Annotated in this window: 11 protein-coding genes; 2 read left to right on the forward strand and 9 right to left on the reverse strand. The window is 61.9% G+C overall.

What is annotated here, in order from left to right; all coding sequences use genetic code 11:
* Positions 1-21 precede the first annotated feature (21 nt).
* The 4 genes from ABH945_RS30765 to ABH945_RS30780 all read right to left on the reverse strand — a co-directional run bounded on the left by ABH945_RS30765 (position 22) and on the right by ABH945_RS30780 (position 5079).
* Positions 22-1566 (reverse strand): carboxylesterase/lipase family protein, encoded by a 1545-nt coding sequence (locus ABH945_RS30765; RefSeq protein ID WP_429253162.1) that lies wholly within the window; start codon positions 1564-1566, stop codon positions 22-24.
* Between the two features lie 277 nt (positions 1567-1843).
* Positions 1844-2632: a class II aldolase/adducin family protein gene (locus tag ABH945_RS30770; RefSeq protein ID WP_083380197.1), complete on the reverse strand. Its 789-nt coding sequence runs from the start codon at positions 2630-2632 to the stop codon at positions 1844-1846.
* Entirely contained in the window at positions 2629-3993 is a 1365-nt protein-coding gene (locus ABH945_RS30775; RefSeq protein ID WP_429253163.1) for an MFS transporter, read from the reverse strand. Before ABH945_RS30775 ends, ABH945_RS30770 begins: the two co-directional genes overlap by 4 nt.
* 78 nt (positions 3994-4071) lie before the next feature.
* A complete protein-coding gene (locus tag ABH945_RS30780) occupies positions 4072-5079 on the reverse strand; it encodes an NAD(P)-dependent oxidoreductase (protein ID WP_429253164.1) in 1008 nt (335 codons plus the stop codon).
* Between the two features lie 280 nt (positions 5080-5359).
* Between ABH945_RS30780 and ABH945_RS30785 the strand changes: the two genes are divergently transcribed.
* Positions 5360-6283 carry a LysR family transcriptional regulator gene (locus ABH945_RS30785; protein WP_074772023.1) on the forward strand — a complete coding sequence of 308 codons (924 nt, stop codon included), beginning with the start codon at positions 5360-5362 and terminating at the stop codon, positions 6281-6283.
* A 59-nt stretch (positions 6284-6342) separates the two neighbouring features.
* Here ABH945_RS30785 and ABH945_RS30790 read toward each other — a convergent pair whose 3' ends face one another.
* From ABH945_RS30790 to ABH945_RS30805, 4 genes are all read right to left on the reverse strand, one after another.
* On the reverse strand, positions 6343-7656 hold the full coding sequence (locus ABH945_RS30790) for an MFS transporter (protein WP_429253165.1): 1314 nt from the start codon (positions 7654-7656) through the stop codon (positions 6343-6345).
* A gap of 62 nt (positions 7657-7718) precedes the next feature.
* Positions 7719-8891, reverse strand: coding sequence for a tricarballylate utilization 4Fe-4S protein TcuB (tcuB, locus tag ABH945_RS30795; protein ID WP_429253166.1), 1173 nt, complete (start codon positions 8889-8891; stop codon positions 7719-7721).
* Positions 8878-10296: an FAD-dependent tricarballylate dehydrogenase TcuA gene (gene tcuA, locus ABH945_RS30800; protein ID WP_429253167.1), complete on the reverse strand. Its 1419-nt coding sequence runs from the start codon at positions 10294-10296 to the stop codon at positions 8878-8880. The genes tcuB and tcuA overlap by 14 nt, the downstream gene beginning before the upstream one ends.
* Before the next feature lie 100 nt (positions 10297-10396).
* Positions 10397-11332 (reverse strand): LysR family transcriptional regulator, encoded by a 936-nt coding sequence (locus ABH945_RS30805; RefSeq protein ID WP_074772015.1) that lies wholly within the window; start codon positions 11330-11332, stop codon positions 10397-10399.
* Between the two features lie 482 nt (positions 11333-11814).
* On the opposite strand from ABH945_RS30805, the gene hpnH reads away from it, so the two are divergent.
* Complete coding sequence (gene hpnH, locus ABH945_RS30810) at positions 11815-13374, forward strand: adenosyl-hopene transferase HpnH (protein ID WP_216350637.1); 1560 nt, start codon at positions 11815-11817, stop codon at positions 13372-13374.
* A 405-nt stretch (positions 13375-13779) separates the two neighbouring features.
* Here the strand turns inward: hpnH and ABH945_RS30815 are convergent.
* Positions 13780-14017: hypothetical protein (locus ABH945_RS30815; protein WP_429253168.1), on the reverse strand; the 238-nt coding region annotated here is incomplete at its 5' end.

Below are 14017 nucleotides of genomic sequence, written 5' to 3' on the forward strand. Positions count from 1 at the left end.
CGCACCAAATCGGGCGTCGCGTTAGAACAGCCCAATCCTTCCACCTGCTGCCAGCCAATCGTGAAATGCCGCGCGCTGATCTTTCGACAGCAACGGCGTGACCATCTGCTTATCGCCTAATAGCATGAAATTGTCGCTATCGAGTGCGGGCCATTTCATCACGCCTGGCCCATTCGGATTGCCCGTGCGGATGAAGTTCGCCCAGTAATCCTGCAGCCGATGCGAAATCGCGCGATCGCTCGCGGTGAACGGGCGATGACCGTATTGCAGCGTGCCGAACACATACGGCACCTCGGAACTATGGAACGTCGCGAACCGCGCGGCCAGCGGTCCCGGCTCGGGATGCGTGTAGCGATAACCATAGGCCGGAGCAGCTTGCGGATCGCGCGCCTCCGACCACGCAATCACGCCAGCCGTCGCGGAATCGGCGAGAAGCTGCCGCACTGTCGCGGGCACAGCCGCCTCGTCTTGCGCCGGATAAAGCGCGGCAAATCGCGCGGACAGCGGCGCAAAACGCTGATCGAGTAATTGCTGATAAGCCTGAATCGTGCTGATCTGCCAATCGGGGCTAAAGGCGCTCGCTTCGTCGTGGTTCGATCCAAGCAGCACCGGAACGTTGCTACGTTCCTTCGCGCCGTCGGGAATGAACTTGCCATCGTCGACGGGAAGGAAGCGCACGTGCTCACCCAGCCGCGAATCGGTCTGCCATGCGAGAAGTTGATCAGCGGGAAGCGCGCGAAGTGCATCTAAAGTCGTGGCCCCGCTCAGGCTCGCGACTTTCTCGCCGATCGCTTCGGCTTTCTCTCGCGGAGCGAGCTTCGTATCGGCCCACGAATTACTTTCGGCGATGGCGCGAGCAAACAATCCTTCAGCCGACGGCGCGGCCAGCAGATGGTGAACCGAGATCGCGCCCGCCGACTGGCCTTCGATCGTCACCTGCGCAGGATCGCCGCCGAAACTCGCAATATTGGCTTTGACCCACTGCAACGCGGCGACCTGATCCATCATTCCGTATTCGCCCGAGCCGCCCTGCTCGGCATCGAGCAACGGACTCGCGAGAAAGCCGAACAAGCCGAGCCGGTAATTGACCGTGACGACCACGATGCCCTTTTGCGCGAGGTGCGCGCCGCGATAGACCGGCACTTCGCCCGAGCCTTCGGCAAAGCCGCCACCGTGAATCCACACGACCACCGGCAGCTTGCGGGCCGGATGCAGCGCAGGCGTCCACACGTTCAGGAACAGACAGTCCTCGCTGAAGGGCGGATCGGCGAGATATTCCGCCGTCCACGGAATGACCGCCGTCGAGTTACGTCGCGGCTGCTCGCAACTGGCTCCGAACTTCGTGGCGTCGCGTACGCCTTGCCACGCCAACGGTGCAACGGGAGGCCGCCAACGCAAAGCGCCAACTGGAGGTGACGCATAAGGAATGCCCTTGAAAGCAAACACATGCTCTTCCGACGACCCGCTCAATGCGCCGCTTTGCGTTTGAATCAACGGCGCCGCGAATGCGTCGAGTGCGAGCGCGGCGAGTGCGATGGCCAATACCAGTCGAATGACAGAGATCATGAGCACGCTTCCTTCGGGAGTGAGGTCCGCTTAAGCGAATCGATCATATACGTGCGCCCTTTCATTTGAATCACAGCTCGCGGTATTGCAGTGTCGACGTCGGTCAGGATTCCTCGCTTGCTGCGTTCAGATCGTGAAACGTCGTGCCGGGCCAGTGTCCGCCGACAATTCGTCTTCGGACTGGCTCACAATCAAGGTCTATCTGCGTGCATCTGAATTAGCGATCAAACGCGCCTTCAGTTGACGGCCCGGCTCGCGGCATATCTATTACCACGCACTAATCGCGATAACCCCGATCCATCCGGTCGAGCATGCGCAGCAACGCGGGCCACTCCATCAATCCATAAGGACGACGCGTTTGCGGTTGATAGTTCATATACGTTTCATCGAGCACTTTGGCAGGTACGTCGTTGAGTTCGACACCGCACGCCATCGCCGCGAGTTGCGATTTGCACGACAGTTCCAGCCGGTGCATCGCATTGAATGCCTCGGCAATCGTATGCCCGACCGTCAGCAGTCCATGATTGCGGAAAATCAGTGCGTTATTGTTGCCGAGGTCGTTCACAAGCGAGTCGCGCTCCGCCATGTCGAGCACCACGCCCTTGTAATCGTGATAGCCGATGTGGACGAAACGCATCGACGTCTGCGTGATCGGCAGCAAGCCGCATTTCAGCGTCGACAGCGCCATGCCCGCCCAACTGTGCGTGTGAATCACGCAGGCAATCTCGGGCTTCGCATCGTGGATCGCGCCATGAATCACGAAGCCCGCGCGATTGACGCCGTAATCCGCACCGACGAACGCGGGCTTGCTCAGAATCGTGCCGTTGCTGTCGATCTTGATCAGACTCGATGCAGTGATCTCCTCATACATCATCCCGTACGCGTTGATCAGGAAGCTGCCGTGTTCGCCGGGAATGCGCGCTGAAATATGATTCGCGGCCATGTCGGACATGCCGTAATGCGCGATCAGCCGGTAACACGCGGCGAGGTCCACGCGCATTTGCCACTCTTCGGGCGAGCACTGGTCGCGCATCGACGGAATTGAAAATTCGGGTTGTGTTGTCACAGCGGCCTCCTGCCGGAAAGAGAAGTCGGAAGATGTTCGGTGTCGGATTTGCGCATGCAGAGCGCGGCAATCAGCGTGCAGGCAATGCAGAGCGATGCGTACGCATAGAAGCCCGTTTCATGGCCGATGCTTTTGAACCAGAGCCCGACGTATCCGGCCGATCCGCCGAAAATCGCCGTGGCGATCGCATACGGCACGCCCACGCCGAAGGCCCGCAAATGCGCAGGAAACAGTTCGGCCTTCACGATCGAGCACACCGACGTGTAGCCGGTGACGATCAGCAAGGCGAGCGACAGCAGCAAAAACGCGGTGCCGACACTATGCGTACGCGACAACGCGGCAAGCAGCGGCCAGGTTCCAAACGTTCCGCCGATGCCGAACGCCAGCAGCAACGGCCGCCTGCCGATGAAATCCGATAGCGCGCCGAACAGCGGCTGCACGAGCATGAACAGCGTGAGCGTCGACAGCGACACCCAGGCGCTTTGCTGCGCGCTCAGGCCGACCGTGTTCACCAGATAGTTGTGCATGTACACGGTGTACGTGAAGAACGCGAGCGTGCCGCCGGTCGTCAGACCGAATACGAGCAATGTCGCGCGCGGACGCCGCAGCAGTTCGCGGAAACCCGACTTGCGCTTGTCTTCCGTGGTGAGCTGTTTGAATTCGCTGGTTTCGTCGATATTGCGTCGAACGTAGTACGCGACCAGCGCGAGCGCCGCACCGATCAGAAACGGCACGCGCCACGCCCATGCGTCGAGTTGCGACGTGCTGAAAACGAAGCCCTGCAGAATGACCTGCACAGCAGTTGCCAGCAACTGGCCGAGAATCAGCGTCACGTAATGGAAGCTGCTGTAAAACCCGCGTCTACCGGGTGGCGCAATTTCGCTGAGGTACACCGAACTCGCGCCGTATTCGCCGCCGAGTGAGAAGCCCTGCACGAGACGCGAGAGCAGCAGCACGACCGGCGCGGCCAGGCCAATCTGCGGATAAGTCGGACACAGGCCAATAGCGAGCGATCCGCCGCACATCAGCGCGACGGAAAGCGTCAGCCCCGCGCGTCGTCCTTTGAGATCGGAATAGCGGCCGATCAGCCAGCTACCCACCGGGCGCAACAGAAAACCCAACGCAAACACGGCAGCGGCGCTAAGCAACTGGATCGTGCGGTTCTCGCGCGGAAAGAACGACGCCGCGAAGTACACGGAAAACGTCGTGTACACGTGAAAGTCGTACCACTCGATCAGATTGCCAATCGATCCGCCGACGATCGATCGCGCCTGATTTCGTACGCCCGTGGTCCGCTGATCGCGGGCTCCTGCGAGGCTGTCGAAACTACCGCTCGCCTTGGTACTCGACGTTTCCGCCATGGTTCGTCTCCATTTTTTTATTGAACGACTGGTATCGTGGGTGCCGCTCGCTGCGTTTCCCGCTGAGCCGTCTCAGCCTTATTGCGCTTCGACGCCCGTGTGTAGTGCGGACACGCCGGCCACGGGCGTGACCTCGTTGTTCAAACGCTCGCGCCGGTTCCAGCGCGCGAGGTTATCCAGCCACATGCGATCCACCGCAGCGGCATTGCCGCTCGAATGACCCGCGCTGTGTGGCGACACGATGACGTTCGGCAAGTCCCACAATGGCGACGCCGGATCGAGCGGCTCCCGTTCGAATACGTCGAGGTAAGCGCCTGCCAGCTTGCCGCCGCGCACCGCAGCGATCAGGTCGGCTTCGACCAGCACCTCGCCTCGCGATACGTTGATCACATGTGCGCTAGCGGGCAGCAGCGCGAGACGGCGTGCATCGATCAGGCGGGACGTCAGTGAAGTCAGCGGACACGCGAGAATCAGCCAGTCGCAGCGCGGCAAAGCGAGGTCGAGATCGCTGAAAGCAATCGCGTTCGGCGTCACGGCTTCGCGCCGAACGACCATCACGTCGATGTCGAGCGCTTCGAGCAGACGCACGAGGCGCTGGCCGATCGGCCCGTAGCCGATCACGACGGCGGTTTGTCCGGCGAGCGGCGGCGGGGCGTCCGCGAGAAGCTGACGCCATGCATGCTTGCGCTGGGCTTCGGCCAGTTGGGGAAAGCGCCGCGCGAGCGCCAGCAGCGCGCCCAACGCGGTCTGAGCGACGATCGGCGCAGTCGCGCCGGACGACGTCGTCACCCGAACCTCGCGTCGCAGCAGTTCGGTAAAAATGGGACGATCGGCGCCCGCCGAGTGCGTATGGACCCACGTGAGTCCGGGCGACGCGCGCATCGCGTCGTAGAACGCGAGCGTGGCCGGTTCGAGTTGCGTCTTCGACGATCCGCCGGTCACATCCCGGCTGACGAATGCGATATCGGCAGGACCGCTGCCAGTGGCATGCGGCGCAACCAGGCGATACGGCCGACCGGCGAGAACACGCCCGATCTCGCGATCAAGCCGTTCCGACGCCACGCTGGATAAAAGAATATTGATCAACTTTGTCTCCTTGCCTCCTGTGCCGAGGTTCAGATTCATTGTCGCCATTCGATGCCCGCGTGCCGCGCTTTTTAGTGAACGCAGCGTTTCCTGAAATTCAAACCGGCGTCGATTTCGAGCCGTGAAAATGGGGCTCGTGATGCGCCGCGTTGCTTTCCGTCGAAAGCGCGTGCAAAAAAACGGCATCGACCAGGGCAATCCCCGAGCGCTTTTACGGCTCGAAACTTTCGGCGCAATTTCAGCGCTATATTGACGGCCGGCACCCCTACGAAGCGCATCCATGAAGATAGATCTACCCGGTCTGCAGATGCTGGTCTCAGCCATCGAGCTGAAGAGTCTGTCGAAGGCGGCCGAGCACGAGAACCTCGTCACGTCGGCAGCGAGCAAGCGCATCTCCGAACTCGAACGGCAACTCGGCGCGGTGCTGCTCACGCGTCACGGCCGGGGCGTCGAGCCAACCCCGGCGGGCATCGCGCTGTATCACCGCGCCAAGTCGATTTTGCGCAGCGTGGAACTGGCGCAGAGTTGCGTCGCGGAGTTCGGGCCTGGCGGCATGCCGCGCATCCGGCTGGCCGCCAATCGTTCGGCCATCGCGCAATATCTGGCACTCACGCTCAGCCGCTATTTCGCCGAACGGCCCGATGCGCAGGTCGATCTGCAGGAGCGCTATAGCTACGATATTCCGCGGCTTGTTCATGAAGGCGACGCGGACCTCGGCATTTATCACGCGCTGTCACCCGCACCAGGCGTGCACTCGGTGCCGTACCGGCGGGATCGGGTGGGGCTGGTGGTGCCGCTGGATCATCCGCTTGCTCAACGCGCGGAGATCGAGCTTGAAGAGGCGGTCGAATATCCATTCGTCGGATATTTTCCGAGGCATTCGTTCGAGGCGTTTCTGTCGCTAGCGGAGCGCAGCCTGTCGCATCCGCTGAAGGTGCGCATCGAGGTGTCGAACTATGAGGCGCGCTGCCAGATGATCCGCGAAGGGATCGGGATCGGCATCATGCCCGAGCAGATTGCCGCGTCCTACGTGGCGGCGCATGGTCTCAGGATCGTTCACTTGCGCGACGCGTGGGCGTTCCGGCAGTTCTATCTCTGTACCCGCGCGCTCGAAGAGCTTGAGCCGCCGATTATCGAGTTCATGCAGCATGTGCTGACGTTCGATCCTGAGCAGACGCATGCCGCGCAGGACGGCCTGCAATAAAAAAACGGCGCTTGCCGTGAGGAAGCGCCGCCTTTCTGTTCACTCCAGTTCTCAGCGGATCACCCAAGCTTCGCCTGTAACTCTGCCGCCCCGCCTCGCCGGTAGAGCGCGAGCGTCGCCGAGAATCCGCACAGCGCCGCGAAAATAAGCCAGTACGCGGGCGCGGCCTTGTCTCCCGTCGCCTGAATCAGGAACGTGGACACCGCCGGGGTGAAGCCGCCGAATATGGCCGTCGCGAGACTGAACGCCAGCGAGAAACCGGCGACCCGCACGTTGACCGGCATCACTTCGGTCAACGCAGCGACCATCGCGCCGTTGTACACGCCGAAGAAGAACGAGAAGTACAGCAGCACCGCCAGCATCCGCAGAAAGCTGGGCGATTGCGCGAGCCACGAGAGCGCCGGGTACGAACTCACGATGGCGAGCGCCGAAATGAACAGCAGCAACGACTTGCGCCCGATCCGGTCCGACAGCGCACCGCCGATCGGCAACCACACGAAGTTCGATACGCCCACCAGCAGCGTCACCACGAGGCTGTCTGCCGTGCTCAGGTGCAGCACCGCGCGGCCGAATGTCGGCGTGTAGACCGTGATCAGGTAGAACGTGGTCGTCGTCATCGCGACCATCAGCATGCCGGCCACGACCGTCCGCCAGTTTTCGAGCATCGAGCGGAAGACTTCGGAAGTCGCCGGATGATGACGACGCGCCTGGAACTCGGCGGTCTCCTGCAGCGAGCGGCGCAACACGTAAAGAAACGGCACGATCATGCAGCCGATAAAGAACGGCACGCGCCATCCCCACGCGCCGATCTGCGCGGGGGTCAGCATGAGGTTCAACGCATAGCCGAGCGCCGCCGCGACGACGATCGCCACCTGCTGGCTCGCCGACTGCCACGCGGTGTAGAAGCCCTTCTTGCCGGGCGTCGCCATCTCAGCCAGATAGACCGAAACGCCGCCGAGTTCCGCGCCTGCCGAGAAGCCCTGCAGAAGCCGCCCGATCAACACGAGCGCTGGCGCGACGAGCCCGATGCTCGCATACCCCGGCACGCAGGCGATCAGGATCGTCCCGCTCGCCATGATCGACAGCGTGACGATCAGCCCGCGCCGTCGCCCGACCTTGTCGATATAGGCGCCCAGTATGATTGCGCCGAGCGGACGCATCAGGAAGCCCGCGCCGAACACGGCGAAGGTCTGCATCAGCGACGCGAATTCGCTCGCGGCCGGGAAAAACGTCTTGGCGATGAAAGTCGCGTAGAAACCGAATAGAAAGAAATCGAACTGCTCGAGGAAGTTGCCGCTCGTGACGCGCAGCACGGCACCGAACTTCGAAAGGGGCGGTGCGCTCGCCGATTGTGTATTGGGGGCGGTTGCCATGGAGAGTCTCCTTGTAGGTATGAATTCGCGATTCGTACTTATTGTTATGTGCGTAGTATGGACTAATCCTCGACCAGCAATCCGCTCGGTTTTCTCTTTTCCACCGCCCATTTCAGGAGCGCCGCGCTCCGGTAAATGCCGTGCGCGAACTTCCCGTACGGCAGTGTCAGGAACAGCGCCATCACCACGCCAAGATGAACGGCGAGCAACGCTGTCATGAACGTCGTGTCGCGCAGCAGCATCAGCGCGAGACCGCTTGCGCTCGTCAGCAGAAGCAGCGCGATAAAGCCTCGGTCCATGGGACGCTGCGCTGCATCACCGGCTAGCGGATGGCGCTTCAGGTTCAGCCACAAAAGACCCGCAGGACCGCCGAGCAAACCGAGGCCGCCGACTGTACCGAGTATCACCGGCAGGCTTGTCAATGCGTAGGGCGCTTCGAGTTTCAGCAGGTAGTGATAGAGCGTGGCGACGCAGGTCGACGCGAAGCACAACATGAAGCCGTAAAACGTCAGATGATGAAAACGGCGGCGTGCTAGTGAGAACTTGTCGTCGCCGGTATTGCAGCCTTCGCCGTGACCACCGCCGAGATAACGCAGACTCAGCACGTCGTGAACCGCCTCCCCGACCGCCGCGCCGGACATCGCGCCGGGGTCTTCATTGCGCCAGAAACGCCGCACGCCGACACCTAGCGCGATCATCGAGAACAGGAAGACCACGCCGAACAGCAGCGCGAGCGTGTTGTGCGGAAACACCGCGTAGAAGTTGCCGGCGAGTGGTGACGAAAACAGCGAACCCTTGAGCGCCATCGCGAGCGCGAGGAACAGCGCGAGGCCGCCCGCCAGCGCCAGTGCGAGCGTCACGCCGTTGCGCTTGTACAGCGCACCGAAGCCTGCGGGCCACGCGTAATCCACATACGTTTGCATGCGCACCTCGGCCATCGCCTTCGGCACATTGACCATGAACTCGTGCGGCGGCGCGTACTGACAGGCATGCAGACAGGCGCTGCAGTTGTGGCAGAGATTCGCGAGAAAGTGCGCGTCGGCGCGGCCGAATTCGAGGCGGCGGGTCATCGCGGGGAACACGGCGCAGAAGCCTTCGCAATAGCGGCACGCATTGCAGATCTGCATGACGCGGCTGACTTCCGATTCCGCTGAGGTCATCGCCGTCAGCGTGATGTGCATTTCGTTCGAGGCGAGCGCACTCGCCTCGCGGGTGAGCGCTTCAAGCGACTGCATGAGTGGCTTCCTTCAAGGCTTGTTTCGATTTCAATGCCGCCCGCGCGGCTTCGGTCCCGGCGATCCGTCCGAACGCGGTGCCGATCGCCATGCCGACGCCGGCCGTGTAGCCCTTGCCGAGCACGTTGCCCGCCATCATTTCGCCGGCCACATAGAGGTTCTCGCTCGGCTTGCCGCCGAAATGTACCGCCGACCGTTCGTCGACCTTCAGCCCGAGATAGGTGAACGTGATGCCTGGTCGCAGCGCATATGCATAGAAAGGCGGTTTGTCGATCGGCTGGGCCCAGTGCGTTTTCGCCGGTTGAATGCCTTCGGTATGACAGTCGTCGAGTACCGCGTGGTCGAACTTGCCGATCCGGCACGCGGCGTTATACGCCTCGATCGTTTTGACGAAAGCCGCTTCGTCGAGCCCGCTCGCACGCGCGAGTTCGCCGAGCGTGTTGGCCTTCGTGCCGGGGAAAACGGGCGGCATGAAACGGCCAATCGCTTTTGAATCGATGATCGAATACGCAATCTGGCCCGGTTGCTGCGCGACGAGGCGGCCCCAGATCGCATAGCGTTTCGGCCAGAAATCCTCGCCTTCGTCGTAGAAGCGCTCCGCGTTCCGGTTGACCACGACGCCGAGCGACACACAGTCCACTCGCGTGCAGATGCCGCCGTCGTAGAGCGGCGCGCGCGCGTCGATCGCCACGCAATGCGACTGCGACGGATCGCCGATGGCATCCGCGCCCGCGTCGATCATGTATTTGAGCAGCACGCCCATGTTGAAACGCGTGCCGCGAATCAGGAAGTTTTCGGCGACCCATTCGCCATTGACTTGCCCCCAGGCCTCGCGCAGCCACTCGCGATTCGATTCGAAGCCGCCGGCCGCGAGCACGCACGCGCGTGCTTCGATCCGTTCGTCACCGATGCGCGCGGCGACGAAACGGTCGCCGTCGAGTTCGATCGAATCGACGGGCGCGTTGTAGCGAATCTGCACGCCGAGCGCTTCGGCACTGCGGAAATACGCGTTGACGAGCGCCTTGCCGCCGCCCATGAAAAACGCGTTGGTGCGCGCGACATGCAGCGCGCCCGACAGCGGCGGCTGAAAATGCACGCCGTGATGGCGCATCCAGTCGCGACAGGACGACGATGCGCGAATCGCGAGACGCGCGAGTTTTTCGTCCGTCAGTCCGCCGGTCACTTTCAGCAGATCCTGCCAGTACTCTTCTTCCGGGTACGCGTCGATGAGCACGTCTTGCGGCGCGTCGTGCATGCAACGCAGGTTGCGTGTGTGTTGCGAATTGCCGCCGCGCCACTCGCGCGGCGCCGCTTCGAGCAGCAATACCGACGCGTCGGCTTCGCGCGCCATTAATGCGGCGCACAAGGCCGCGTTGCCCCCGCCGATGACAAGTACGTCCACCATGTTCGAGCGTCTCCTCCAGTTGCCCGGAGTGTAGGACGCCCGACCCTTCAGCCGCCAGAAGCCAACCGGCAACAGGTGTTCACGAATCGTGAAGACAGAGTTATCGCGCTGGCGATTCGGCGAGCGTCGCGCCCACCCATTGGCCGCTCGTGACCAGCGAACGCGCGACATCCGCGAGCACCACGCGGGCGGCGAGCCCGGCGGGCGACAATTCGTCGTCGGAAAGGCTCACGAGCTGGTTGGTGCGAACCATGTGCCGGTCGGCAATCGGAATGGCACGAAAGGCCGCCCTGTCGCGTCGCGCGAGCGCCGCCCCCGGCTGGATGGTTACGCCGATGCCGCCGCCCACGGCATCCATCAGCATCGCCAGCCCGTCGATCTCGGCGATGATGTTCGGCTCGCACCTGGCGCTCGCAAACGCGGACGTCAGCAGCGAGCGCAAGCCGTGCGGACTGCTCGGCAGGATCAGCGGCAACGGCGCGATTTGCGCGAGCCTGGCTTTCTTTGTCGCCGGCATAGGTTCGAAATCGGCGGCGGCGATAGCGAACAGACGTTCGTCGATCAGCGGTGTCGCGCTGAAACGCTGTCCGACAGCGCTCTGGAAGAGGATCGCGAGATCGATCTGGCGGCCGTTGAGCATGGTGGCGAGGTGCCCCGACAGGCTCTCGACCATGCGCAGGCGCACGTCGGGATAACGCTCGTGCATCGCGCGCATGAACGCGAGACCGAGCACGCCCGTCGTGCTCGGCGCCATGCCCACGCTCACGTGGCCCGACAGGCGCGCGTGCTGCGCGGCGTGCGCCGCACCGTCGACGTGACGCAGCGCGAGTTGCGCCTGTCGCCAGAACGCCAGCCCGGCATCCGTGAGAATCACGCCGCTCGAAGTGCGTTGCAGCAGGCGCGTCGACAGTTCGCTTTCGAGGCGGCTGATCTGCTGGCTCAGCGCAGAGGTGACCACGCCGAGTTCCGCCGCTGCGCGGCCCATGCTGCCGTGTTCGACCACGGCCACAAAATAGCGAAGCTGGCGCAGTTCCAACAGTCCCCCCTTTCCTCGTCGGCACGTTTTGAGATCCATCCCTTATACACGACCGAGGGTAGCCGGAAGGCAACGTCCCCGATTAAGCGGCCGTAAGTAGATGGCGTATTTCGGTCGCCTGTTCGAGCAAATATTTGAGAAAATCACGGGTTCGCAGTTTTGCGCGGTGGTTCGTCAGCAACGAAAAACAGTTCTTTCATAACGACAAAAAACCACCCGCAAATGGCTTGCGCCGTGGCCCGCGCGAGCCTCCGGAATGTTTCGCAGCCTGCTCGATATGGCGGTTTGTGCGATCATCCCTTAATTTCAGAAATTTCGAACCCACAGAGTCGGGTGCCAGCTCGGCTCACGCCCGGTCGCGCACACTTGCGCCGACCCGTTTTCGCAGACAATGGCGCCCGATCGGGGTGCGTTGCACCCTGAATGAACGCATTTGCGGGGCTTGCCCCGCCAAGTAATAGTTACCGAGGAGAATTAGCAGCATGGGAGTGCCAATTTCACAGGCATGGACGGTCGCCAGTTACGTCCTGAAGCAGAAGTTGATGCGGCGGAGCAAGTATCCGCTCGTCCTGATGCTCGAACCGCTCATGCGCTGCAATCTGGCGTGTGCGGGGTGCGGGAAAATCCAGTACCCGGCGCACGTTCTGAAGTCGCAACTCACGCCTGAACAGTGCTTCAAGGCCGTCGAGGAATGCGGCACGCCGATGGTCGCGATTCCCGGCGGCGAACCGCTTCTGCATCCGCAGATGCCGGAGATCGTCGCTGGTCTCGTCGCGCGCAAAAAGTACGTGTACATGTGCACGAACGCGTTGCTGCTCGCAAAGAATCTTCATCTGTTCACGCCGAGCAAGTACCTGTCGTTCTCGGTTCACGTCGACGGCCAGCGCGACCACCACGATTTCGCCGTGTGCCGTGAAGGCGGCTACGACATCGCGATGGAAGGCGTTCGGGCAGCGGTCGCGGCGGGTTTCCGCGTGACCACGAATACGACGCTGTTCGACGGTGCAGACCCGAACAGCGTGCGTGCGCACTTCGACGAAATGATGACGGCGGGCGTCGAAAGCATGATGGTGTCGCCCGGCTACACGTACGACAAAGCGCCGGACCAGAAGCACTTCCTCGGCCGCGCTCGTTCGAAGAAGCTGTTCCGCGCGATCCTGTCGAACCGGAAGAAGAGCTGGCGCTTCAACGCGTCGCCGATCTTCATGGAATTCCTGATGGGCAAGAAGGACCTGACCTGCACGCCGTGGGGCATGCCGACGTACAGCATTTTTGGCTGGCAGAAGCCGTGCTATCTGCTGCAGGACGGCTACGCGGACAGCTTCGACGAGCTGATGGAAAGCGTGAAGTGGTCCGAGTACGGCACTGAAAGCGGCAACCCGAAATGCGCGAACTGCATGGTGCACTCGGGCTACGAAGCGAGCGGCGTGAACTACACGTTCGGCTCGTTCAAGGGCATGTTCCAGACGGTCAAGGCGATGCTGTTCGACCGTTACGACGACAAGGGCGCGACCGAAATTCTCGCCGGCTGGAAGAAGACGTCGCACGAAGTGCCGATGGTGTTCGTCCCGAAGGCTGAGCGCACGGACGCCGCCGCCAAGCTGGCCGCAACTGGGGCGCAAGCCGCGGCAGCCGCCAAGGTCGATCCGGATCAGATGGAAACCGCCGCCGGTACCGAGCACGAGCAACTCGAGGGTTGGACGCCGGAACTGACGACCGAAGCCGAAATTCGCGAGGCGATGGAAAAGGCCTTCGATTATCGCGGCGACGTGACGATCACCCGCAAAGACGGCTCGACCGTCGCGGGCTATCTGTACGACCGTCAATACGGCGCGGCCTTCAAGGACTGCTTCGTCCGCATCATCCCGACCGGCAAGCAGACGAAGGAAGTGATTCCGTATCCGGAGATCAGCGCTATTGCGTTCACCGGTAAAGATACTGCGGCTGGCAAGACCTTCGAAAACTGGGTCAAGCGATATTGGGAAAAGAAAGCCGCAGGCGAGAAGAACATCCAGATCGAGCCGGAATATCTCGGCGATTAAGTGGTGCGATATGCCGGCGCGGGATTTAGCGCCGGCATATTGGCAGGTGATCGCTCCTGCCAAACAGGAGCAACTTTCCGCTACCAACCGATTGGCCGATGCAGTCGGTTGGTAAAGCGGGTTTCTTTTCCCCGCAGTTGTGAATCCCCGTTCAGACTCTCTTCGGCGCGACTCGCTGTGTTTTCATTAGCGTGCGTTTGAGCGCGTTAGCCCGCTAATGGCAGCATTACCTGTCGGCAAAGAGCAGCTTTTCAGTTTCGAAACGTTGGCGACTGTCCGGCAGTCATTCAGAAATCCGAACTCGACGACTTCGTAGAAGCGATACGCGTTGCAGGCAGTAAGCCATTCCCTCGATTCCTTCCGTCACCACCGACGTTGAACACGGTCGCGTTGCATTCACGCAGCTCACGTCGTCACTGTGCGTGCGGCGTCTTTATCGCGCGCTAGCGCCCGAACCGGGCGATTGAACTCGCGATGATGTCCCTGCGGATCAAGACGTAGAAGTGATGGACAACTCAGCGAGTTGACATGCGGAGTGCTTTTGGCCTGTAAACGCAGAAACCCCACCTTTGCGGGGTGGGGTTTCTGATGCTGCTGGGGAGCCTGACGATTACCTACTTTCACACGGGCAATCCGCACTATC

This window comes from Paraburkholderia sp. GAS333, assembly GCF_050435665.1.
GTDB lineage: Bacteria > Pseudomonadota > Gammaproteobacteria > Burkholderiales > Burkholderiaceae > Paraburkholderia > Paraburkholderia fungorum_A.

What these genes read in the sequence shown, in the direction of transcription:
- ABH945_RS30765 (WP_429253162.1), bottom strand. Translation starts at nt 1,566, where the DNA reads ATGATCTCTGTCATTCGACTGGTATTGGCCATCGCACTCGCCGCGCTC.
- ABH945_RS30775 (WP_429253163.1), bottom strand. Translation starts at nt 3,993, where the DNA reads ATGGCGGAAACGTCGAGTACCAAGGCGAGCGGTAGTTTCGACAGCCTC.
- ABH945_RS30785 (WP_074772023.1), top strand. Translation starts at nt 5,360, where the DNA reads ATGAAGATAGATCTACCCGGTCTGCAGATGCTGGTCTCAGCCATCGAG.
- ABH945_RS30790 (WP_429253165.1), bottom strand. Translation starts at nt 7,656, where the DNA reads ATGGCAACCGCCCCCAATACACAATCGGCGAGCGCACCGCCCCTTTCG.
- tcuB (WP_429253166.1), bottom strand. Translation starts at nt 8,891, where the DNA reads ATGCAGTCGCTTGAAGCGCTCACCCGCGAGGCGAGTGCGCTCGCCTCG.
- tcuA (WP_429253167.1), bottom strand. Translation starts at nt 10,296, where the DNA reads ATGGTGGACGTACTTGTCATCGGCGGGGGCAACGCGGCCTTGTGCGCC.
- hpnH (WP_216350637.1), top strand. Translation starts at nt 11,815, where the DNA reads ATGGGAGTGCCAATTTCACAGGCATGGACGGTCGCCAGTTACGTCCTG.